The sequence below is a fragment of the Paraburkholderia sp. HP33-1 genome, assembly GCF_021390595.1.
GTDB lineage: Bacteria > Pseudomonadota > Gammaproteobacteria > Burkholderiales > Burkholderiaceae > Paraburkholderia.
The window spans coordinates 561,825-583,185 of record NZ_JAJEJR010000002.1 but is presented as its reverse complement, the minus strand read 5'-3'; the positions used below and the strand labels follow the sequence as shown (position 1 = coordinate 583,185).

The window sequence follows — 21,361 nt, the reverse complement described above, 5'->3', positions numbered from 1 at the left end:
GATGGCGTTTTCATCCAAGCTCAAGGGCGGCGTGGCGCTGTATGGCGCATACGCCGCGATCGCGGCGGCCGCGTTCGCCGTCGCGTTTGCCGCGCCTTCCATCAATGCGGCGAGCGTGGCCGTATTTGGCGATGGCCCGTCCAGCGCATTCGACAACCTCAACCGCTCGCGTCCCCTCGCCGCGCTCGGCTCCGAACAACAATGCGAGCGTTACTCGGGCTTGCCCGCGCGCTGGCGCGACGACACACGAGCCGGCATGGTGCATCTGCATGGCGGCGACTTCGTGTTCGGCAGCAAGCTCGGCTACGAAGACGAACGCCCAGCCGGCGACGGCAAGACACATGTCGCCGGTTTCTGGATCGACCAGACCGACGTCACGAATGCGCAGTTCGCCGCGTTCGTGCGCGCGACGGGTTACGTTAGCGACGCGGAGCGCCAGGGCGGCGCGGTGGTCTTTCACACACCGACTCGCGAAGAAATGAATGCGCGCGATCTGGCGTGGTGGAGCTGGGTCAAAGGCGCCGCGTGGAATCATCCGACCGGCCCCGGCAGCAATCTCGACGGCCTGATGAATCAACCGGTGACGATGGTCACACAGGCCGATGCGCTTGCGTACGCGCACTGGCTCGGCCGCGATCTGCCGACCGAAGCTGAATGGGAATACGCGGGCAAAGCCGGCCATGACAGTGCGGATCTCGACACCGCGCCGCGCGACGCGCACGGCAAGCCGAGCGCGAACTACTGGCAAGGCGTGTTTCCGGTGCTCAACACCGGCGAGGATGGTCACGTCGGCCTCGCGCCCGTCGGCTGCTATGCGGCGAACGACTTCAGGCTCTACGACATGATCGGCAATGCATGGGAATGGACCAAGGACCTGTACACCGGTCCGCATCAGTCGCATACGAACGGCGATACCGCGGCCGTCGCGCCGCTCAGCCGCCGGCACGATACGCCGATGGTCATCAAGGGCGGCTCGTTCCTGTGCTCGCGTGACTATTGCGTCAGGTATCGCGCGGCGTCGCGCGAACAGCAGGAAGCCGACTTGCCGGCTTCGCATATCGGCTTTCGCACGGTGTCGAGGGATGCATCATGAAGCGACTTATCGTTGCCGCGCTTGCGCTCGCGGTGTTGCCTGCGCTGTTGCCTGAACGCTCACACGCCGCATCGCAGACGATCAGGGTCGGCGTGAGTTCGGGCGCGCAAGCCGAGATCATGAACGAAGTGCGCCGCGTCGCCGCGACCGAGGGTCTCGCGCTCGACGTCGTCGTATTCGATCAGCCGTCGCGGATCGATGCCGCGCTGGTCGCGAAGCAGATCGACGTCGCGAGCTTCGAAGACGAACCGACACTCGACGCGCAGCGCAAACGGCATGGCTATGCACTGACGAGCGTGGCCACGACCGTCACATTTCCGATCGCGCTGTACTCGCGCAAGCTGACGAACCTCGTGCAACTGCAACGCGGCGCGACGATTGCGATTCCCGACGACCCCGCCGGCATCGCACGCGCGCTAATCCTTCTGCAAAACGAAACGCTGCTGACGTTCCGCGACAGCGCGGGCCTGCATGCGACGCTCGCCGACATCACCAGCAACCGTCTCAAGTTGAAGATTCGTCGGGTGCCGCGCGCGCGTCTGTACGACACGCTGAACAGCGTCGCGTTTGCGGTGATCGACAGCGACACGGCGGCGCGTTCAGGCCTTCACCCCGCCCGCGATGGCCTCAGTCTCGAAGACGCGCGCTCACCGTACGCGAACGTACTGACCGTGCGCGACAGCGATCGCCAGGACGCATGGGTCGGGCAGCTGGTCGCCGCCTATCATTCGAACGACGTCGCGCATTTCATTCTCACGCGTTATCAGGACTCGGTGCGTCGGCCGTGGTGAACACGTTTTCGTTTTCCTGCTCCGCGTGCGGTCGATGCTGCAACAGCCCGCCGTCGATGACGCTGGCGGAACTGTTCCGTCATCCTGACCGGTTTATCGGCTGCATTGCAATCGGACGAGTCACGCGCAGGCGGCCCGGTGAACGGCTGCGCGTCGGCCGGTATGAAGCGTTGCTCGACGAAGCCGACTGCGCGGCGTTCGATGCGCTCGCCGATACGCTGCTGTATCGCTCGGGCGACACCTTCAGCATCGTCGCGCAAGGCTTCGACTATCCATCGCTCGCGCGCTGCCCTGCTCTCGCGGACGACGGACGCTGCGCGATTCATCTGCAAGGCAAGCCGCTGACGTGCGAAGTGGTGCCCCTCGACCCGCTCGTGCCGGACAACCTGCAACATCTGGTACTGGCGGAACGCGGCGACAGTGCCGTCTATCTAGGTAGTGCCTGCATCCAGGAAGGCAGGCGTGACGATGCGGCGCTTTTGGTCGACGAAGGCCGCATTGCCGATCCGCATGCGCAACATGCGCTGGCGCGACGGCGGCGTGCGCTCGAAGAAGAGCGTGCAATCTGGACCCAGGCCGTATTCGACGCATTGCGCGCCGAGCTATTCGATTCGCCCGCCGCGCTCGCACGCATTCCCGCGGGCGGTTTTCTGACCATCTCGCTCGTACCCGCGCTGCTGAGCGTCGCAGCGGCATCCGCGCGCTGCCGCGAGCTGTGTATCGACTATATCGACAGCCAGTTGGCGTTGATCGAACGCAGCATCGCGCAGGCGCTCACGCGACGCCGGCTGGACGACCGTCCGGTTACGCAACAGCTGCGGGGCTTTGCCAATGCCTATCAACACGCAAAAGTGCGGCTCGTCCTTGCGGCCGCCGTTGAACGCGACCACGGCAATCCGGCCGCGCGCACCGACATCGAAGCGTATCTGAGCGGCACCGTTCAGTGACGGCGTGTGCCCGTATCAGGACCGCACCTTGCTTCCCGGTTCTAATGCTTTATCTGACCAGTGCAAATGCCTCGCGACTGGCTATTTCGCCCGCGCCGAAAACGCCGATGATCGTATAGTCGGACGCCACGCATTCGAACGTTGACGCCTGAAACGTGATGACGAAATGCCGCCGCGCAGGAGCCGTGGGACCCATGGCCATCGAGCCTGCCGGCACCGAGGCAATCTCCGCGCACAATGACGAATTGACGACTTCATGCACCGCAAAGCCACTCAGGCCTTGCGCCGCGAGCGGATGAATGGGCAGATCGGCATCGCCCGGCGGCCCGAGTCGATGAAAGACGGCGTCGGCAAACAACACCGCGCAAAAGGGATCGTCGTCGGGATCGAATGGCCCGAACCGTTCGAAGTCCGACTCCGCGATCGGATAAGTCACGATCACGCGGCCATTGCTCGCGACGATGAACGGTTCGGCAGTATCGGCTGCCGGGCGAGGAGCGCAGTCCAGCAGGACGACCTGGTCTTCCTGCTGGGATGCGCCGAACGTGCTAGCCATCTACTTCACGATTCCGCGGCCATTACGCGCTTGCTTGCGCCTCTGGCGTTTGCGAAGCTGCCGCGACGGGCGCGGCCGTGCTCGTTGCAGCAGCCTTGCGCGCCGGTGCTTTTCTTGCGGTCTTCACAGCGCTCTTGCGGCCGGCGGTTTTCTTGACCGCGGCTTTCCGGCTTGCCGGGGTCGCCTTGGTGGCTGCGGCCTTTTTCACGGCCGTCTTGCCCGCTGCCTGTTTCGCCGTTGCTTTTTTCGCTGCGGTCTTCTTGCCTACTGCACTCGCGGTCGCTTTCGCCTGGCCGCTTTTTGCCGCCGCTTTTGCCGCCTTCGGAGCGGCAGTCGTCGCGCCTTCAATCAGGAATTTGCTGCGGTCCTTGACCGCTGCAAGCCACGCCGGTGCCGGACCGCGGCCGCTCCAGGTCGCGCCGGTTTTCGGATCCAGGTACTTCGGCGGCTGTGCGCCTTTCGGCTGACCTTTGCCACGCTTCGCAGCAGGCGCAGCCGCGGATTTGCTTTCGCTCGCAGCGTCGATCAGGAACGCCGTGCGGTCCTTCACGCCGGCAATCCAGCCAGGCGCGCGGCCGTGACCCGTCCATGTCGCGCCGGTTTTATGGTCACGGTACTTCGCCTGCGATGCCGATTTGGCGGCTTTGCTCACGCCGGCGGGTCTTCCCCGACCCTTGCTTACGCTGCCATTCTGACCTTTCGCAGCACGTCGTGCCTTTGCCTGAGCTTCGATATCGGCAGTCGTGAGACCGTGCTTGAGCATCAACTCGCGAATCTGATCGACTGCGGCTTGTGCTTTTCTGGCAATGAGAACGTCAGCCTGGGCCTGGAGCTTCTTAAGCTTTGCTTGGATCTGCTCTAACGAAGGCATTTGATTGCTCCTTATGTGGTAATCGTCGAACTATGCCATGAATGACGGAAGAAGGGCAGTCTATTTACCTATCCTGATCTTCAATTCATCGAAACGAGCGCTGAAGCCGCGTTGAAATAACAAAACTTTCAGGTCTTCTACCCTCTCATCGAAGCCTTCTTCCTTTTCCTTCCCCCCGGGATTCTACTTTTCAATTTCGGTTCCACCACTCAGATAGGCGTAAAAACGACAACCTGGCGATCGGCAATGTACCTCACACTCCGGATAAAGCGGTAGTGTTGACCATCCGCCGTTATCCGGTTCAAGCCAAGGCGGGTGAGCACCAGCATTTCATCTGCCTGAAAAGCATCGACGACACCGGAATCCGTTAAATCCTCCAATGCACCGGATGGATTTCCGACATAAACGCTGCGCAGTTGCGTGCCGATCCGCATCACGACCACGCTTGTTCCCTCGTCGAGCGCCAACTCGAGAAAGCTCGCCAGCGTCCGCAACGACTCCGGCGTGCTAGTTCTGGTCTGATAGATCGCTGCATCCGATGGCGTCATTTGCGTTTCCCCGTCATCCGCATCGGCGACAAAAAGGGCGCCGCCGTGCTTGCTGGCATTAGTCGCTTCTACTATAGGCAAGCATTTCAATATTCAAAGGAGAGTAGTCCACTTTTTATTTGAAAACGGTCGCTTTTCGCGGGCCAGCTATAGTGCACGGATTGCCGCGTGCGCGAAACGCCAGTGACAAACAGGCAAAGACACAGCCGCCGCTCCCGTAACGGGCCGTTACCGATCTTGCAGTACCTGTTGCGCCTGTACCGGCTTCGTCCATTTACACTTCGTGACCGTGCCCGGCAGCAGATGTTGAGCCAATAGAGCCCCTTTGCGAGCCAGCGTGCTCGTAGCGGCTATTGAAAAAGACGCCGGGCCACCCTATTTTCGATCCACTCAAACACGATGGTACTAACCATGAAAGCTGACTTTATTCGGACCGCCCTCGGGGCAATGGCAGTCTCTTTGGCAATGGCCGGCACCGCGAACGCGGCCGGTTGCCTGAAAGGAGCGGTTGTAGGTGGCGTCGCCGGGCACTATGCGGGTCATCATGCGGTGGTCGGCGCAGTCGGCGGCTGTATCGTCGGACGGCATATGGCTAAAAAGCATGCCCAGGAGCAGCAGGCGGCGGCTCAGGCGGCGCCACATCAGCAGGCCGGAATGCAGTAACTGGAGTCATACGGGCGCCGCCGCAAGCGTTCGCGCAAGCGGCGAAGCAAAGATGTTTGAATCCCCGCTCGCGGCAACGCGCCCTGCTCCGGATCGTTCACGCAATGCGCACTCCGCGAGCGGGCAAGATCTCCTGAGTGGTCACGAAACGGTGCTGTTTGACCGCGTCGTGAAAAAGGCGATAGTCGCTGTTCTCGAAGGCGATGGTCCACTCCGGTCTGTCCCCGGTGTCGTCATCGCACAACAAACCGGTGGCCTGGTGCTTCCATGAACCCGGTCCTTTGGCGATATAGCCGGGAACGGATTCTTTCAACCCCGGAATGCGACCGGCTTTCACCCAATCGCAAACGGTTCGCAGACGCAGGTTATCGTCGAGATCGCGGTTCGTATCAAGCAGTTCGGTCAGTGCGTCCTTGACGTCGTCCGGCATGCCTGGCTGGGTTTCGAAATCCTCGCGTCCGGCCAGATAAGCTCGCACGGCACGGCAACTCATGTCCGCCGCCTGCACGAAATCCGGCAAATTATGTCGCGAGATGAAGTGATTGCAGCCGTCGATGTAATGCCAGCGCGCCCATGGCTGGTCGGGGTAGTGCAATGCAGCGCCGTGACCGACCGGCAATGCGATCGTCAGAACATCCTCCTCGACATGCTGGAGTAGATGCGCGACGGCCACTTCCAGGCTCGCGAGCCAACCTTTGCGCGTGCAATCCTGCGCTTCGAGAAGATGCACGCGATTCCACGGGCTTTCGATGCCCGCGAATCCCTGGTGCGCCCATGTATCGACATAGGTATGAAGCGTTACGCCGAGCCGATGCAACGCAGTCTCCGAATCGCGCTGCCGGATCGCGCGACGCACGACCTCGCGCGCGACTTCACTATCGGGGCGACAGATCGCCTTTTCCTCGAGGCTTTCACCAATGCCTGCCGGCAGAAAATGGAACGGCGCCCACACGAGCCGATTCTGGTCGTTCTCGGTATTGGCGTAATCGAATAACTTGTGCGCGGTCGCGAAACGCTCGAATGTCTCGCCGCCTTTGAACCGCAGTATTCCGCTCGTCGTGGCGTCATCGACGTATTGGCACGCATGCGCGACAGTTTCCGCGTCACCGGCCGTCATGCCGCCGACGCGCGCGGCAATGTAGATCACGCCGTAATGGAAGTCGATATTCATGGCAGGCGCTCCTCGCGCGCGTAATCACGACCGGTCTGTTGCCGCCGGCAGGGCGAGACGAATACAGGGAGCTGCGGGTGAGTAGATAGTAGACGAGCGAGCAGCACGCGCCTTGAAAAAACACGCATTCCAGACGTGTTTTTCCACGTTTCGCGCCAGCCAAACGTTTGGGGTACTGAAGGAAGTGATGGCCTGGCCGGCCGCGATGCAACCTGCCGGCACGGAAAACCGCCCGGCAATCAGGAGGAAAAGAGCGTCAGCCGACCTGAGCGGCGCCGCTCAGGTCAGGTGCGTAATGGACAGACGACTATTCCAGTGCTGGTTCAGATATTCGAGCGCGAACATCCTGTGACAATGATGTGGTAAATGTTCACTGCAAAGCAGACACCCAGACTCGAATAGCGCGATATCCAGATTGCTTTCCACGCGGCGGCGCGCAATGAGGTCGAAATATTCCTCGCGAAAGTTCTCCCAGCTCAATTGCTTGCCCTGGTAGCGCTTGAGCAGCTCCGGCTCAGGAGCCAGTTCCGGTATTTCCACGTACGCCGCATCGCACAACTGCTCTAGAAAGTAAGGCAGGTCCTGCTTTTTCGCAAAGCCCGCGAGTTGCGACGTGTTATTGAGGCGAATGTCGAGCACCGTGCGCACATGGGCGTCCTTCAACAAACCGAAGAACTTCTGCGCGCTCTTGCCGGTAAAACCGATGCTTGCCACCTGGACGGCACTTTTGTCACGTTTCATGGTGAATCCCCTGTTGGACGATTGCGCGCCCATAAGAAAGCCTCGCTGCGATGGGCGCAGCGAGGCTCGGGTCTCAGTGCATCTTTAGCGCCGCTCGCGGGCTTTTACTTGACGATGCCGACCAGTTCGACTTCGAAGGTCAGATCGGTATTCGGCGGAATCGGGCCGACGCCGCGATCGCCGTATGCGGTTGCCGCCGGGCACGTGAGCCGCGCCTTGCCGCCAACTTTCATCTTCTGCACGCCTTGGGTCCAGCACGGAATCACGCGATTGAGCGGGAACGTGGCCGGGCCGCCATGCTTGGCCGAACTGTCGAATTCGGTGCCGTTGGGCAGCGTGCCGCGATAGTTGACCTTCACGACGTCGTCCGCCGACGGTTGCGGGCCCGTGCCTTGCGTCAGATGTTCGACGATGACGCCGGACGGCAACTTCTCCGTGGTCGGGGCGGCAGCCATCGCGGTCGAGGACAGAACGGCTGCGGCCAGCAAAGCAACGAGTGATTTCAAGGCGAGTCTCCAGTGGGGTAATCCGGTTGATTGTAACGGATCAGATGTCGGCCGAGGCTCCCGGGTATTGCCCGATGCCGCCGGTCGTTGCGCGCCGTTCCGGCACGTCACTTAACCGTCACGCGAGCCCGTGGTCCACGCAAACGTCCAGCGATCGTGCCGACGCATGCGCTCGAGTTGATCGAAGCGGCGGCCGGGTGTGATGTCGTCGACAAGCGGCAGATCGAAAGCCGCGCCACGTCGCAAAAGGCGTTCGACCTGCTGGTGCAGCACCTCGTCACCGTTGCGATCGGCGGTGGTTTCGACGCACGTGAGCTGCACCGTTAAATTCTGCACACCTATGCATATCACGATATGACTCAGGAATAGTTCGACTGGGCGCCGGGTTTTGTCGAAGGCGACGGCGCGACGCTGACGATGCTCGTGCCCGACGGGCCCGGCACGCTTTCCATTTCGATATACGACTACGGTTCTGAATTTCCGTGCGCGCAGGAATTCGATTGGGACGCGCGACTACAGAGTGGCCTGCTTTCCCCCTGAAGAACTCGATCACGACATTCTCGCGAGCCTCATTTCGTCTGTATTCTCGCTACACCGTTTTCGCGAGATTGCGCGCGCTTGGGGACTCGTGTTTCAGGTGCATCCGGGACAGAAAAAAGAGCGCGGCAATTGCAGGCATCGACCGGGCTAGTCTATGAGATCTTTCGTCAGCACGATCGCGGCAGTCTGCTGTTCGGCCAGGCCGATACCGAAGTACTGCTGCGGGAAATCGACGTGCTGCGCATTCGTATTGTGCTCGAACGAATGAACGCGAGTCGCGTTGCCGCGTTCGTCGGATGTCGAGTCTGTGCCCGAGCCGTGCTTTCGCTTTGGGATCGATCGTGGGGTGCTGCCGGCGTTTGGAAGTTTCACGGGGCCGCGCGTGAGACGGGCCGCGCTGCGGGGGAGCAGGTTTTTCTGGCGGTGCAGCAGAGGGTGATCGAGTTGCGGAGTTGAGTCGACGGTGGGGGCCGTCCACCTTGTTGCCTGGTTGGATCTTTGTTGGATGGTTCGCTTGCTGGTTCCCCGGCTGGTTTCTTCGCCGGCTTGTTCGCTGTCAGTTTCATTCGACGCTCGATCGTGGTCAGTGTGGAGGTCGGGCGGCGCCGGCCTCCACGTTTGGCGGGAGTCCCGCAAGCTTCGCGGCACTCCTGCGACCGGTTAGTGGTTGCCGCCGCCGTGGCCGCCATTGCTGGAGCCACCGCCGCCGTAGCCGCCGCCGTGGCCGCCCTGGCCACCCTGGCCTCCGTTGCCGGAGCTGCTGGTGCTACCGTGACCGCTCGTTCCGGAACCGCCATTGCCGTGACCGCCACCGCCGTCGCCGCCATGGCTGCCGTTTCCGGAGCCGCCCTTGCCTTCGCCACCACTGTTGCTCGGGCCGCCACTGCTACCGTGACCGCCGTCGCCGTGGCCGCTGACACCATGGCCGCCATCGCCGTGGCCGCTGTCACCGTGGCCGGCATCGCCATGACCGCTGTCGCCATGACCGCTGTCGCCATGGCCGCTGTCGCCGTGGCCGCCGGCACCATGACCGCCATCGCCATGACCGCCATCACCATGACCGCCATCGCCATGACCGCCGTCACCATGACCGCCGTCGCCATGACCGCTGTCGCCATGACTGCCATCACCATGGCCACCATCGCCGTGGCCGCCGTCACCATGACCACCGTCGCCATGACCGCCATCGCCGTGGCCGCTGTCACCATGACCGCCGTCGCCGTGACCGCTGTCACCATGACCACCATCGCCATGACCGCCATCGCCATGACCGCTGTCACCATGACCGCCGTCGCCGTGACCGCTGTCACCATGACCGCCGTCGCCGTGGCCGCCGTCGCCGTGGCCGCCGTCACCGTGGCCGCTGTCACCGTGGCCGCTGTCGCCGTGGCCGCTGTCACCATGACCGCCGTCGCCATGACCGCCATCGCCGTGGCCGCTGTCACCATGACCGCTGTCACCATGACCGCCGTCGCCGTGGCCGCCGTCACCGTGGCCGCTGTCACCGTGGCCGCTGTCGCCGTGGCCGCTGTCACCATGACCGCCGTCGCCATGACCGCCATCGCCATGACCGCCGTCACCATGACCGCCATCGCCATGACCGCCATCGCCATGACCGCCGTCACCATGACCGCCATCGCCGTGGCCGCCGTCACCATGACCACCGTCACCATGACCACCGTCGCCATGGCCGCTGTCGCCATGACTGCCATCGCCATGGCCGCTGTCGCCATGACCGCCATCGCCATGACCGCCGTCGCCATGACCGCCATCGCCATGACCGCCGTCACCATGACCGCCATCACCGTGGCCATGTCCATGGCCACCATCCCCGCCGTTATCACCGCCGCCATCGCCACTGGTAGCGCCGGTGCCGCCAGTTCCCGACCCATCACCGCCACCACCACTACCAGCACCGCCGTTACCGTTGCTGCCACCGCTACCTTTGTTGCTAGAACCGCCACTGCCGCTGTTGCCGCCGGTACTGCCCGAGCCCAGCCCGCCCGAGCCGGAACCCGCCGAGCTATTTCCGCCACCGCTGCTCGCGCTCGCGCCCGTCGACGACGTCCCGCTGCCCGCCGACGAGCTGGTGGACGACGTCGAGCCCGTGGACGACGTCGAGCTATGTCCCGCCGCCGCGACGCCGAAGCCGCCCGACCCGGTCTGTCCGCCTCTTTGCGATGTGCAGCCCGGACCGGCGCCCGACGGACATACGCCGTGCGCGCCCAACTCGGCGGCCACCATCATTCCTGAATTCGTTGCCGGCGCTGCGGAACTCCCCGAATTCGTCTGCGCACCCGCCATCGCCGCATAAAGACTGACTGCCACTGCCAAGGCCGCCCGTCGCGTTCCCAATGTCCACGCGTCCCCGTTTTGCCTTTTCATTACAATCTCCTAATTATTTCTTCCAGAACGACCGGCCCAATTAACGAGTGAATCTCCGCTCACCAAGAAAACGAAAATTCAAAGCCTCCGCCCTTCGCTTTATGCGAATTAAAATGAGATCGCATTGAACACTTCTCTCACGAAAAATCCCCGGTCGGATTTGGCGTGCTTCGAGAGAATCGGCTGGCCATGCGCGCACAACATCGTGAAACCCGCACAGCGAGGCTTTATGGACGTTGAAGTTATTCGCAGCGCAATCGCGCGACCGTGCGTTAGGTCACGTAATGCGATATTGCCGATTCGGCCTGCCAGGCGGCGTTGATCGATTAATCACCCGAAAATTCCGTCAATACATATTCTTCAGGCAAGCAGTGAAAACTTATTGCCATCAATGCAATCCGATCGGCACATGAAAATCAGATCATGGTTTTATCCGACAAATTCAAGCCATTTACACACCGGTGTTTTTATTCATGTGTTTATCCGCACATAAAAATAAAAATGCGAAAAGCCGAATGAGCGCAATGCCATAGACAGCGCAATGAAAATCACAGAAACGCGCGCGCGAAACATCGCGGGTCGTTACGCTGCGCGCATACGTCGCGAAATCGCTGTCGCGATGTGCGTTACCTCGCACTTCGTGAAACGCGTGCCTCAGGCGCCGGCAATCACAGCCCAACGCCACACGCAAAGTGTCGCGGCACAACCACCAGTGCGTCAGATAACCAACACATCAGCGCGCTCGCTTTGTCCGGAGCATTTCCACCATCTTCAGCGGTACAGCTTCGCGGCGTCGTTGCTGGGTTCGCAAAAGCCTGTCCTGCGAGCCACAGCACGGAATTGCCCCCAGGCGCGGGTAAACCTTTGTTTGCCTTCGACGCGCCACCCCGTTTACTGCACGCAGCCGAACCTCTCAATCCGCTTTCATTCCCCGCCCGCACTTTGTTTGGTCTGCTGAGCAGTGCTCTGCGAGCGCCTTCCCCTCTCCGATGAGGTACATCATGGTTTCTATTTCCAGCAGCGCGGTAGACGAATTCAAATCCGGCCTACGCGGCCAGCTTCTGCTGTCCGACTCGCCAGGCTTCGACGAGGCGCGCAGCGTCTGGAACGCGATGATCGACCGTTATCCCGCGATGATCCTGCGCTGCGCGGGCGTCGCCGACGTACGCCGCGGCGTCGCGTTCGCGCGCGACAACGGCCTGCCCCTGGCGATTCGAGGAGGCGGCCACAACATCGGCGGCAGCGCGCTGTGCGACGACGGCCTCGTGCTCGATCTGTCCGCAATGAAATCTGTGCGTATCGACCCGCAAGCGCAGCGCGCGTATGTCGAGCCTGGGGCGACGCTGCACGATGTCGATCACGAAGCGCAGGCATTCGGACTCGCGACCCCGCTCGGCATCAACTCGACGACCGGCGTCGCGGGTCTGACGCTCGGCGGCGGCTTCGGCTGGCTGAGCCGCCGCTACGGCATGACGATCGACAACCTCGTCGCGGCCGACATCGTCACCGCGGACGGCGCATTGCGTCACGTGAGCGACACCGAAAACGACGATCTGTTCTGGGCGATTCGCGGCGGCGGCGGCAATTTCGGCGTCGTTACGCTATTCGAGTTCGCGCTCCATGCGGTCGGCCCGACCGTGTATGGCGGCCTCGTCGTGTTGCCGCTCGCCGACGCGAAGAAAGCCCTGATCCAATACCGCAATGCCGCGCCCGCGATGCCCGACGAGCTGGCCGTATGGGCCGTCGCGCGGCTCGCCCCGCCGCTGCCGTTCCTGTCGCCCGACGTGCACGGCAAGCCCGTACTCGTGCTCGCGATGTGCTACAACGGGCCGGTCGAAAACGGCCCAGCGGCGGTGGAAGCCGTGCGGGGCTTCGGCAAGCCGCTCGGCGAGCATCTTGGTCCGATGCCGTATGAAAACTGGCAACAGGCCTTCGATCCGCTGCTCACACCGGGCGCGCGCAACTACTGGAAGTCGCACAATCTCGCCACGATCGACGATGGTCTGATCGACGCGCTGATCCACGCGATCGACACGCTGCCGTCCGCGCAATGCGAAATCTTCTTTGGACTGATCGGCGCGCAAACGCAACGCGTCGCCGTCGACGCGACCGCCTACCCGAGCCGCGAGACACAATACGCGATGAACGTGCACGGCCGCTGGGACGATGCGCGCGACGACGAGCGCTGCATCGCGTGGGCGCGCGAGTTTTTCGACGCGTCGCGGCCCTTTGCGCTCGGCAGCGTGTACGTCAATTTCATGACGCAGGAAGAAGGCGGCCGCATCGCGGACGCCTATGGGCCGAACTATGATCGTCTCGTCGATGTGAAGAACAGCTACGACCCGCGCAATTTGTTCCGCCATAATCAGAACATTCGCCCAACGGTGTAGCGACCAGGCGTGACGCAACGCGACGCCGCTCTGCGGTACGCTCCCGCAACGGACGCCCGCCAAGCGGGCGTTGCGGTACGCCTGCACCGCCAAGACATCCGCGCGCACGGAACCTCCTGCGCACAAATGAGAACAAAGCAAGCGGGCGACTCGTCGCACACTCCCATAACGAACGACAGGCGTGAGAAACGCAAAGGAAAACAGTCATGCGCAGACGACAATTCATCATGACCGGCAGCGCTGCATTGGCCGTCGCAGGCCTGAGCCTCACCGGTTGCACGACGACTTCGCCGTCCTCGGACGCATCGCCATCGGCCAACGCTGGCAAGCGCGACACCATCAACGCCGGCGTCGATCTGACGCTCGCGCGTCTCTACGAAAACGTGGACGGTTCGCGTGAACTCGTTTCGAAAGCGCGCGGCGTGCTGGTGTTTCCGTCGGTGATCGCGGCCGGCTTCTGGGTCGGCGCGCAGTATGGTGAGGGGGCGCTGCGCGTCGGCGGCCGCACGACCGGCTACTACAGCACGGCCGCGGGCTCGTTTGGATTGCAGATCGGCGCACAGTCGAAGGCGCTGGTGTTCCTGTTCATGACGCAGGAAGCGCTCGACGAATTCCTGCGCAGCCAGGGTTGGGCAGTCGGTGCGAATGCGACCGTCGCCGTGCTGAAGGTCGGTGCGAACGGCGCGGTCGATTCGTCGACCGCGACGAGCCCGGTGCAGGCTTTCGTGCTGACCAACGGCGGCCTGATGGCCGGTGTGTCGCTCGAAGGCACGAAGGTGTCGCGGCTGATTATCTGATCTGAGCGGAGCTTTCCGGGCGTCGGGCTCTTCACGCAGCTACTGCATCTGCCGACACCGGATCGCAAGGCGGGCAGGCAGTTGCGCATGAAGAACCTGCCGGAGCGCAACCGCCAATCGTTGAGGCCGCGCGGATATCGGCTCCGCGCGAGAAGTGCGGTTAGCGCTGCTTCGGCAACGTAAACACCGCAATCGCCGCCGACAACTGCCCGGTCTGCGTTTTCAGCACTTCGGCCGCCGCGCTCGCTTCCTCGACGAGCGCCGCGTTCTGCTGCGTCGTCTTGTCCATGCTCGCCACCGCGATATTGACCTGCTCGATGCCCGAAGTCTGCTCGGCCGACGCCGCGCTGATCTCGCCCATGATGTCGTTCACGCGACGCACCGCCTGCACGACTTCCTGCATCGTGTCGCCCGCGCGCCCCACATACTCCGAGCCGCCCGCGATCTGCGCGGCCGATTCCTCGATTAGTGCCTTGATCTCCTTCGCGGCCGCGGCGCTGCGTTGCGCGAGCGTGCGCACTTCGCCCGCGACCACCGCGAAACCGCGGCCTTCCTCGCCCGCGCGCGCCGCCTCGACGGCCGCGTTCAACGCGAGAATATTGGTCTGAAACGCGATCCCCTCGATCACCCCGATGATGTCGCCGATCCGGTGCGACGACTGCGAAATCCCACGCATGGTCTCGATCACCTGGCCGACCACTTCGCCACCGCGCGCGGCAGTGTCCGAAGCGTTGTGCGCAAGCTGGCTCGCCTGCTTCGCGTTATCGGCGTTCTGGCGCACGGTCGCGGTGATCTGCTCCATGCTCGACGCGGTCTCGCCGAGCGCGGCCGCCTGCTGCTCGGTGCGGCGCGACAGGTCCGAGTTGCCCGCGGCGATCTCGTTCGATACGGAGGAAATCAGCGTCGCGCCGCCGCGAATCTGCTCTATCGCCTGCGCGAGGCGCTGCTGCATGCGTTGCATCGCCGCGAGCAGGCTCGTGCTGTCGCCGGCCTTCGCGTCGACGACCACACCGAGATCGCCGTCCGCGATACGCGACGCGATCTGCACCGCGTACGCCGGTTCGCCGCCAAGCTGGCGCAGGATGCTGCGCAGGATCACGCCGATCACCAGCGACACGAGCGCGCACAGAACCAGCGCCGCAATCACGTATTGCACGAGGGTGCGGTAGAACGCGGCGTCGATGTCGTCAGTGAAGACGCCGGTGACGATCGTCCAGTCCCACGGCTTGTAGAGCCGCATGTAGTTGCTTTTCGGCGCGAGCTTGCCGGTGCCGGGCTTCAGGAACTGCAAATGGACGAAGGCCTCGCCTTCGCGCTGCGTCTGCTCTGAACCTTCCTTGAACACATGACGGCCGTCCGGATCCGTGACGTTGGTCATGTCCTTGCCAACGAGGTCGGCACGCGTGGGGTGCATCAGCACGTGCGCGTGGCTGTCTTCGAGCACGACATAGCCGCCGGCACCGTCGTAGCGCATCGCGCGCAGGTCGTCCATCGCGGCGCGCTGCGCGTCCGCGAGCGGCATCGTGCCGGCCGCGACGAGCGCGTTGTAGCGATCGAGCACGCTGTACGCGATGCTGACCACGTTTTTCAGCTCGCCCTCGCGATCGGCGATCATCGTGTCGCGCGTCTCGAACGCGCCCCACAGGCCGATCGCCAGAATGCCCATGCACATCACCGCGAGCGCGAGCCACAGCCGCACTTTCAGGCGAAACCGTTCCATCTTCCGTATCCCTTGTCGTGGTCGGCGGCTGTCCGCGCGAACGGACGCCGCAAACGTTTCATGTCGTAGTGGGGATTAACGGCGCGACGGAGGAAAACTTCAGTGTGGCTTCAGGGTTGCGGGGTTCACTCCGCCGGCAGCGTCAGCGCCGCCACCTCGCACCGCGGCCACTGCCGCAGCACGTCGGGCACGAGCAGCAGCTTCGCCGCGCGCACGCCGGCGCCCATTACGATCTGCGCGCGCTCCATCACCGCGGCGTCGACGAGGACGCGCCAATCGGCCGGCAGACCGAACGCGGTAATGCCGCCGAACTCCATCTGGCTATGCTCGACCGCCGCCTCGCGCTTCGCGAACGACAGCCGCTGCGCGCCGAGCGCCGCCTTGACGGCGCCGTTGATGTCGAGCCGCCGCGAGCCGAGCGACACCAGCGCCGCATAGTGCTCGCCGCCCTCTTTCTTGTAGCGGACCACGATCGTGTTCGCGCAGTCTTCGAGACCGAAGCCATAGCGCGCGCTGAATGCGGCGGTGTCGGAGGCGTCGTCGGTGACGGCGAACACCGTGATCCCCTGCGCCGGCAATTGTTCGATGACGTGCGCGGGCAGATGTGCGCCCCACTGGTCGCGGTCGATGACGTCCAGTTGCTGTACGAGTTCGTGCGAATGCATGATGAGTGGAAATGTGAGAGTAACCCGCTGCATTCTAGCGGCACGGGCGGCCGGTCGCGACGCGCCTCTTAGCTTGTATAGTGACGAGCACAAGCCAGGCGCCAGGCAACGAAGCAAACAACGTGAAGGCGCTGGCTCGATTCAGAGACGATCATGGACATCGACACTCTTTCTCGCGAGAGCCTCCAGCAGGCCGCGCGTCAGCATGCCAACTGGGCGATCGGCGCACTGCGCCAGTTTGCGGAGAATCGCTGCCCGGCGATGGCGGCGAGCATCGCGTTTTATGCAGCGTTCTCGCTTGCGCCGACGCTCGTGATGGTGCTCGCGGTGGCCGGCTGGTTCTTCGGCCCGGCGGCCGCGCGCGGCGAGCTGTTCGGCCACATCAACGGCCTGATCGGCGACCAGGCCGCGGCCGGCGTCCAGACGATCGTCGAGAACGCGCATCATGCGGGCGCCAAAGGCGGCATCGCGACGATCATTTCGTTTTCGCTGGTGGCAATCGGCGCGTCGGCGACGTTCTCTTCGCTGAACAGCGCGCTCAATATCGTGTGGCCGTACAGCGGGCCGCGCACGTCAAGCGTGCTCGCGCTGGTGCGCGTTCGGCTGATTTCGTTCGGGCTCGTGCTCGGTGTCGCGTTCCTGCTGATCGTGTCGCTCGTACTCGATACGGTGATCGTCTTTGTAGGCGACTGGCTGTGGGGCAGTTCGCGGTACATGATGATCGGCAATCTGCTGCAACTTGGCGTCGGGCTGCTCGTGCTCCTGTTCGCATTCGCCGCGCTGCTCAAGTTCCTGCCCGATGCGCCGGTGCTGTGGCGCGATGCGCTGGTGGGCGGCGTCGTCGCGGCCGTGCTGTTTACGGCCGGCAAGAAGCTGTTCGCGCTCTATCTCGCGCATGCGGGAATGGCCAGTTCGTTCGGCGCGGCCGGCTCGCTGGCGGTGCTGATGATGTGGCTGTACTTCTCGGCGGCGGTGCTGCTGCTCGGCGCGGAGTTCTCGGCAGCGCGCGGTCGCTTGCACGATCCGCGTGGCGGCTGGGGCATCCAGGGCGACCCGCCGCCGGGCAGCCGCGCTAAGCTCGCGTCGGTGCTGGCGGCATCGACTTTCACAGCGGATATCGCGCCGTTGGCTCCCACGGCTGTGAGCGTCGCTGGCCAGTCGAGCGCGGCGCCGGCGGCAGGAACAGGTGCGAGCGCGCGTGAATCCGCGGCGGACGTCGCACGCAAGGTGCTCGACGCCGAAGCGCAAGCCACCCGTCTCGCGGCATCGGCGCTGCTCGAAGCGCGCCGCCACGCGACGGCCGCCGACCGCTACGTGCGACGCAACCCGTGGACCTCAGTGCTGCTCGCGGCCGCCGCTGGGCTCACCGCCGCCGCCGTGGCGCGTCGTGTCACCGACGAACGCTGAAACGGGCGCTGCGCGCTGCCCCTCCTCGCGTCGGTGTTGTTATAGATGCGCCGCGGTTGCAACTTTCAGCCGACTGGTTACGCCTGCGCACAACACTCCGATTTCGTCCAGCCTGCCTAGTCATTTCGTCGGCCGTCGTCTCATGCTTTCGCTGCAAAGTCGAGCGGACGTGTAGACGACTAGATTACATTGCGCATTCAAATCGATGCCGATTGTGGGTTCACTGACCCAGTCACTATCAACAAATCAACAATAATGCGCATCAGGCCAATAAATATTGCGCAAATAGAAACAATTGTCGATGGGCTTTAAATACAAGGGTTTGCGACGATTGTCGGTTTTTGGCGACACTCTTTTTTTTCCGTTTCTACCCCGTAGAGCCGGTGAGCTATTCTGCTTCCCGAAACAACAAACAATCCAACAAACAATCATCTGCGTGGAGAATTGGATGAAACGAATCGCATTGTCTACCCTCTCGCTGGCGCTCCTCGGCGTCGCTGGTATCGCGCACGCGCAAAGCAGCGTGACCCTGTATGGCGTGCTGGATGAATCGGTCCAATACGTGAACAACGCTACGCCCAAGGGCGGCAGCCTCGTTCAACTGTTTGCGGGCAACCTGCAAGCTAACCGTTTCGGCCTGAAGGGCACGGAAGACCTCGGTGGCGGCTTGAAGGCAATTTTCCAGATTGAAAACGGCTTTGACCTCAACACGGGCAAGCTGGGCCAAGGCGGCCTGATGTTCGGTCGTCAGGCTTACGTCGGTCTGACGGGCGACTCCTGGGGCACGGTCACGGCTGGTCGTCAGTACGACCCGCTGGTCGACATGATCCAGCCGCTCACGGCTGACAACTACTGGGGCAGCACGTTCACTACGCCGGGCGACGTCGACAACAACGACAACAGCTTCCGTGTGAACAACGCAGTCAAGTACGTGTCGCCGGTCTGGTCGGGCTTCCAGTTCGAAGGCTTGTACGGGTTCGGCGGTGTCGCCGGTTCAACGGGTTCGGGCCAGACGTATGCAGGCGCGGCAACGTATTCGATTGGTGGGTTCAGTGGCGCCGCTGGCTACCTGCGCACGAAAAACGCGAGCACCAACGACCCCGCCCGGTCTGGCTGGAATAGCACCACCACGATCGGTGGGACGTTCGACTTGGCCTCGTCGACCGTCACCGGCATCAACAACGCTTACCAAACGGCAAGCTCGATCGGCATCGCTTCGGTGGTTGTTCAGTACGTGACCGGTCCGTGGACGGGCGCCCTGGGCTACAGCAACGCGCAGTATTACCAAGACTCGCAATCGACCTTCCGTCAGACGCAGAAGTACGAAGTGGGTCGCGCCTATCTGGGCTATCAGCTCACGCCGGCAGCGCTGGTGGGTCTCGGCTACATCTACACGAAGGGCCACGGCGACGCGTCCGCGACGTACAACCAGGTGTCGCTGGGCGGCGACTACAACCTCTCGAAGCGTACGGACGTGTACCTGGTCGGCGCTTGGCAGCATGCCAGCGGCGAACAGCGTGTACCGGGCGCCGGCGGCGGCCTCGAGTCGGCCACTGCTTCGATCGGTTCGTATGGCAACCAGGCGAGCACCAACAACCAGGTCATGGTCAGCCTGGGTATCCGTCACAAGTTCTAATCGGACTTCAAGTCGGACCTGCTACGCAGCTGACAAGCTGCGTAGCCCAAAAAAAACCAGCCAAAGGCGTTGCCGATGGCTGGTTTTTTTCGTCCTGAGGTTTTGCTCGTGGCCCCGGGAGAGCCTGACGTGCGGTCCGAATCCGCCGCAGCTAGCGCCGCTGCGCCTTCCCCTTGTCGGCCTGCGCGAGTATCTGCGCGGGCGGCACATCCTGCTCGTGCTCGATGCCATCGGCGCCAACCGGGGCGCGATACATCACCAGCGCCCGCTCCGCGTGCAGCGATGGCGCATCCTGCGACTGCTGCCAGTCCGGATTGGGAATCTCGGCAAAGATCTGGCGCAGACGCTCGCCCCACGTGCGGTGAATCATGTCGAAGTACGCGTTGTCGCGATCGATCGACACGAACCGCGTGACGCGCAGCGCATCCTTCTCGTACACGAGCAGGTCGAGCGGCAACCCCACCGACAGGTTCGAACGCAGCGTCGAGTCCATCGAGATCAACGCGGACTTCGCGGCTTCGTCGAGCGGCGTGGACGGCGTCAGCACCCGGTCGATGATCGGCTTGCCGTATTTCGACTCGCCGATCTGGAAATACGGATTCACGGCCGACGTCTCGATGAAATTGCCCGCCGCGTAGATCATGAACAGGCGCATCCGGTTGCCCGCGATCTGCCCGCCGAGAATGAAGCTGCAATTGAAGTCGACGCCGAACTTTTGCAGCGCCTCGGCCTCGCGCTGATGCACACGGCGCACCGCGCTGCCGACTACGCGCGCGGCGTCAGCCATCGTTGGCACGGTCCAAAGCGTGGGCTCGCTGGCATCGGCGGGCTCGGACAGTTCGTGCAGCACCGCCTGCGTGAGTGACAGATTGCCGGCGCCAAGCAGCACCAGCAGGCGTTCGCCGGGTTGTTCGAACACCGACATCTTGCGCGCGGTACTGACGTGATCGACGCCGGCATTGGTCCGCGTGTCGGACAGGAATACGAGGCCGTCATTGACGGCCATCGCTACGCAATAAGTCATGAGGAATCCGCAAAAGACAAATGGACGGCGCTAACTATTGTAATGCGGCACGCAGGCGCCCTTCATCCGAGTCTACGGCCTTTTTCGCAGCCTTTTTGCGGCTACTGCGACATCTGCGCGCTGACCCTCACCGCCACGTCGAGCTCCTCTTCGAGCCCGCCGATACGTCGGCCGCGCACCGGTGCCGCCGCTTCGTAATCGCGCGCGACCGCAAGCCGGCAGTAGATCTCGCTCGCAAACGCGGCATGCGTGACGTCGATAGAAATCCAGCCCTTGCCGTCGAGCCATACGTCGACCCACGCGTGACTCGCGCCATGCGGCACGTCGCCCGGTTCGATATAACCGCTCACGTAGCGCGCCGGCACGCCGCGCGCGCGGCAGCATGCGAGCATCAGATGCGCATGGTCCTGGCACACGCCGTTGCCAAGCGCGAGCGCCTCGGCGGCCGTGCTCGTGACCGCTGTCACGCCGGGCCGATATTGCACGCGTTGCACGATCTGCTCGCACAGCGTGATCAGGCTCGCCGGGCTCGCCAGATCCGGCACCGACGCAGCCAGTTCGCGGATCGCGCCGTCGGCTTCGGTCAGGCGCGTCGCGCAGGTGAAATGTTCGAGCGGGATCGGGCCCGGCGGATCGCGCAGCACGCCGTCCACAAGCGGTATCGTGTCCACCTCGCCCGACACGTGCAGATGGATCTCGTCGTGCGGCTTGTTGATGACGAGCGTATGCAGCACGTTGCCGTATGCGTCGAGCGTGACGTCGAGCTTGCCCGGCGCGTCGATGCTCCAGCGCCGCACCGTCTGCCCGGTGCCGCTCGCGGGCGTCAGGCGCAACTGCTGGATCGAATAGTGAACCGTCGCTTCGTAGCGGTAAGAGGTGTCGTGGCGGATCGTCAGGTACATGAGAAAAC

General features: G+C 63.2%; 19 protein-coding genes and 1 pseudogene. 10 read left to right on the top strand and 10 right to left on the bottom strand.

All coding sequences use genetic code 11. The annotated features are described in order from the left end of the window. Window position 1 precedes the first annotated feature (1 nt). From L0U81_RS18690 to L0U81_RS18680, 3 genes are read left to right on the top strand one after another with little or no spacing between them, the layout of a single operon-like run. Window positions 2-1,093 carry a formylglycine-generating enzyme family protein gene (locus L0U81_RS18690; protein ID WP_233805014.1) on the top strand — a complete coding sequence of 364 codons (1,092 nt, stop codon included), beginning with the start codon at window positions 2-4 and terminating at the stop codon, window positions 1,091-1,093. Next, the gene (locus tag L0U81_RS18685) at window positions 1,090-1,884 is read left to right on the top strand and encodes a MetQ/NlpA family lipoprotein (protein ID WP_233805013.1); all 795 of its coding nucleotides are present in this window, start codon (window positions 1,090-1,092) and stop codon (window positions 1,882-1,884) included. The genes L0U81_RS18690 and L0U81_RS18685 overlap by 4 nt, the downstream gene beginning before the upstream one ends. Then, the gene (locus L0U81_RS18680) at window positions 1,878-2,831 is read left to right on the top strand and encodes a hypothetical protein (protein ID WP_442793430.1); all 954 of its coding nucleotides are present in this window, start codon (window positions 1,878-1,880) and stop codon (window positions 2,829-2,831) included. Before L0U81_RS18685 ends, L0U81_RS18680 begins: the two co-directional genes overlap by 7 nt. A 49-nt stretch (window positions 2,832-2,880) precedes the next feature. Here L0U81_RS18680 and L0U81_RS18675 read toward each other — a convergent pair whose 3' ends face one another. The 3 genes from L0U81_RS18675 to L0U81_RS18665 all read right to left on the bottom strand — a co-directional run bounded on the left by L0U81_RS18675 (window position 2,881) and on the right by L0U81_RS18665 (window position 4,806). Further along, window positions 2,881-3,387 (bottom strand): hypothetical protein, encoded by a 507-nt coding sequence (locus L0U81_RS18675; RefSeq protein WP_233805011.1) that lies wholly within the window; start codon window positions 3,385-3,387, stop codon window positions 2,881-2,883. Window positions 3,388-3,409: 22 nt separating this feature from the next. Further along, complete coding sequence (locus L0U81_RS18670; protein WP_233805010.1) at window positions 3,410-4,258, bottom strand: H-NS family nucleoid-associated regulatory protein; 849 nt, start codon at window positions 4,256-4,258, stop codon at window positions 3,410-3,412. 209 nt (window positions 4,259-4,467) lie between these two features. Further along, window positions 4,468-4,806: a hypothetical protein gene (locus L0U81_RS18665; RefSeq protein ID WP_233805009.1), complete on the bottom strand. Its 339-nt coding sequence runs from the start codon at window positions 4,804-4,806 to the stop codon at window positions 4,468-4,470. A gap of 411 nt (window positions 4,807-5,217) precedes the next feature. Here L0U81_RS18665 and L0U81_RS18660 point away from each other — a divergent pair, with 411 nt between their 5' ends. Beyond that, window positions 5,218-5,469, top strand: coding sequence for a hypothetical protein (locus L0U81_RS18660; RefSeq protein WP_233805008.1), 252 nt, complete (start codon window positions 5,218-5,220; stop codon window positions 5,467-5,469). Between the two features lie 97 nt (window positions 5,470-5,566). Here the strand turns inward: L0U81_RS18660 and L0U81_RS18655 are convergent, their stop codons facing one another. The 3 genes from L0U81_RS18655 to L0U81_RS18645 form a co-directional block, all read right to left on the bottom strand. Next, on the bottom strand, window positions 5,567-6,640 hold the full coding sequence (locus L0U81_RS18655) for a DUF6765 family protein (protein WP_233805007.1): 1,074 nt from the start codon (window positions 6,638-6,640) through the stop codon (window positions 5,567-5,569). 279 nt (window positions 6,641-6,919) lie between these two features. After that, window positions 6,920-7,381, bottom strand: a complete 462-nt coding sequence (locus L0U81_RS18650; protein WP_233807832.1) for a DUF488 domain-containing protein — start codon at window positions 7,379-7,381, stop codon at window positions 6,920-6,922. Between the two features lie 104 nt (window positions 7,382-7,485). Then, entirely contained in the window at window positions 7,486-7,836 is a 351-nt protein-coding gene (locus L0U81_RS18645) for an FKBP-type peptidyl-prolyl cis-trans isomerase (protein WP_233807830.1), read from the bottom strand. Between the two features lie 177 nt (window positions 7,837-8,013). Between L0U81_RS18645 and L0U81_RS33845 the strand changes: the two are divergent. The 4 genes and pseudogenes from L0U81_RS33845 to L0U81_RS18620 form a co-directional block, all read left to right on the top strand. Beyond that, window positions 8,014-8,709, top strand: a pseudogene (locus L0U81_RS33845) (hypothetical protein); the annotation flags it as partial. 489 nt (window positions 8,710-9,198) lie between these two features. After that, entirely contained in the window at window positions 9,199-10,680 is a 1,482-nt protein-coding gene (locus L0U81_RS33555) for a hypothetical protein (RefSeq protein WP_267957119.1), read from the top strand. Window positions 10,681-11,813: 1,133 nt separating this feature from the next. Next, a complete protein-coding gene (locus L0U81_RS18625; protein ID WP_233805006.1) occupies window positions 11,814-13,202 on the top strand; it encodes an FAD-binding oxidoreductase in 1,389 nt (462 codons plus the stop codon). Window positions 13,203-13,408: 206 nt separating this feature from the next. Next, complete coding sequence (locus L0U81_RS18620; RefSeq protein ID WP_233805005.1) at window positions 13,409-13,999, top strand: BPSL1445 family SYLF domain-containing lipoprotein; 591 nt, start codon at window positions 13,409-13,411, stop codon at window positions 13,997-13,999. Window positions 14,000-14,159: 160 nt separating this feature from the next. On the opposite strand, the gene L0U81_RS18615 is transcribed toward L0U81_RS18620, so the two are convergent. Then, window positions 14,160-15,719, bottom strand: a complete 1,560-nt coding sequence (locus L0U81_RS18615; RefSeq protein WP_233805004.1) for a methyl-accepting chemotaxis protein — start codon at window positions 15,717-15,719, stop codon at window positions 14,160-14,162. Window positions 15,720-15,844: 125 nt separating this feature from the next. Then, window positions 15,845-16,384, bottom strand: a complete 540-nt coding sequence (locus tag L0U81_RS18610; protein ID WP_233805003.1) for a YbaK/EbsC family protein — start codon at window positions 16,382-16,384, stop codon at window positions 15,845-15,847. Between the two features lie 153 nt (window positions 16,385-16,537). On the opposite strand from L0U81_RS18610, the gene L0U81_RS18605 reads away from it, so the two are divergent. Further along, complete coding sequence (locus tag L0U81_RS18605; protein ID WP_233805002.1) at window positions 16,538-17,791, top strand: YhjD/YihY/BrkB family envelope integrity protein; 1,254 nt, start codon at window positions 16,538-16,540, stop codon at window positions 17,789-17,791. Between the two features lie 448 nt (window positions 17,792-18,239). After that, on the top strand, window positions 18,240-19,427 hold the full coding sequence (locus L0U81_RS18600) for a porin (protein WP_233805001.1): 1,188 nt from the start codon (window positions 18,240-18,242) through the stop codon (window positions 19,425-19,427). A 151-nt stretch (window positions 19,428-19,578) separates the two neighbouring features. On the opposite strand, the gene L0U81_RS18595 is transcribed toward L0U81_RS18600, so the two are convergent. Together L0U81_RS18595 and L0U81_RS18590 are read right to left on the bottom strand one after the other, a co-directional pair. Continuing rightward, window positions 19,579-20,451 (bottom strand): proteasome-type protease, encoded by an 873-nt coding sequence (locus tag L0U81_RS18595; RefSeq protein WP_233805000.1) that lies wholly within the window; start codon window positions 20,449-20,451, stop codon window positions 19,579-19,581. 101 nt (window positions 20,452-20,552) lie between these two features. Beyond that, entirely contained in the window at window positions 20,553-21,353 is an 801-nt protein-coding gene (locus L0U81_RS18590; protein WP_233804999.1) for a transglutaminase family protein, read from the bottom strand. Window positions 21,354-21,361 lie beyond the last annotated feature (8 nt).

What these genes read in the sequence shown, in the direction of transcription:
- L0U81_RS18690 (WP_233805014.1), top strand. Translation starts at nt 2, where the DNA reads ATGGCGTTTTCATCCAAGCTCAAGGGCGGCGTGGCGCTGTATGGCGCA.
- L0U81_RS18685 (WP_233805013.1), top strand. Translation starts at nt 1,090, where the DNA reads ATGAAGCGACTTATCGTTGCCGCGCTTGCGCTCGCGGTGTTGCCTGCG.
- L0U81_RS18675 (WP_233805011.1), bottom strand. Translation starts at nt 3,387, where the DNA reads ATGGCTAGCACGTTCGGCGCATCCCAGCAGGAAGACCAGGTCGTCCTG.
- L0U81_RS18670 (WP_233805010.1), bottom strand. Translation starts at nt 4,258, where the DNA reads ATGCCTTCGTTAGAGCAGATCCAAGCAAAGCTTAAGAAGCTCCAGGCC.
- L0U81_RS18665 (WP_233805009.1), bottom strand. Translation starts at nt 4,806, where the DNA reads ATGACGCCATCGGATGCAGCGATCTATCAGACCAGAACTAGCACGCCG.
- L0U81_RS18660 (WP_233805008.1), top strand. Translation starts at nt 5,218, where the DNA reads ATGAAAGCTGACTTTATTCGGACCGCCCTCGGGGCAATGGCAGTCTCT.
- L0U81_RS18655 (WP_233805007.1), bottom strand. Translation starts at nt 6,640, where the DNA reads ATGAATATCGACTTCCATTACGGCGTGATCTACATTGCCGCGCGCGTC.
- L0U81_RS18650 (WP_233807832.1), bottom strand. Translation starts at nt 7,381, where the DNA reads ATGAAACGTGACAAAAGTGCCGTCCAGGTGGCAAGCATCGGTTTTACC.
- L0U81_RS18645 (WP_233807830.1), bottom strand. Translation starts at nt 7,836, where the DNA reads ATGGCTGCCGCCCCGACCACGGAGAAGTTGCCGTCCGGCGTCATCGTC.
- L0U81_RS18625 (WP_233805006.1), top strand. Translation starts at nt 11,814, where the DNA reads ATGGTTTCTATTTCCAGCAGCGCGGTAGACGAATTCAAATCCGGCCTA.
- L0U81_RS18620 (WP_233805005.1), top strand. Translation starts at nt 13,409, where the DNA reads ATGCGCAGACGACAATTCATCATGACCGGCAGCGCTGCATTGGCCGTC.
- L0U81_RS18615 (WP_233805004.1), bottom strand. Translation starts at nt 15,719, where the DNA reads ATGGAACGGTTTCGCCTGAAAGTGCGGCTGTGGCTCGCGCTCGCGGTG.
- L0U81_RS18610 (WP_233805003.1), bottom strand. Translation starts at nt 16,384, where the DNA reads ATGCATTCGCACGAACTCGTACAGCAACTGGACGTCATCGACCGCGAC.
- L0U81_RS18605 (WP_233805002.1), top strand. Translation starts at nt 16,538, where the DNA reads ATGGACATCGACACTCTTTCTCGCGAGAGCCTCCAGCAGGCCGCGCGT.
- L0U81_RS18600 (WP_233805001.1), top strand. Translation starts at nt 18,240, where the DNA reads ATGAAACGAATCGCATTGTCTACCCTCTCGCTGGCGCTCCTCGGCGTC.
- L0U81_RS18595 (WP_233805000.1), bottom strand. Translation starts at nt 20,451, where the DNA reads ATGACTTATTGCGTAGCGATGGCCGTCAATGACGGCCTCGTATTCCTG.
- L0U81_RS18590 (WP_233804999.1), bottom strand. Translation starts at nt 21,353, where the DNA reads ATGTACCTGACGATCCGCCACGACACCTCTTACCGCTACGAAGCGACG.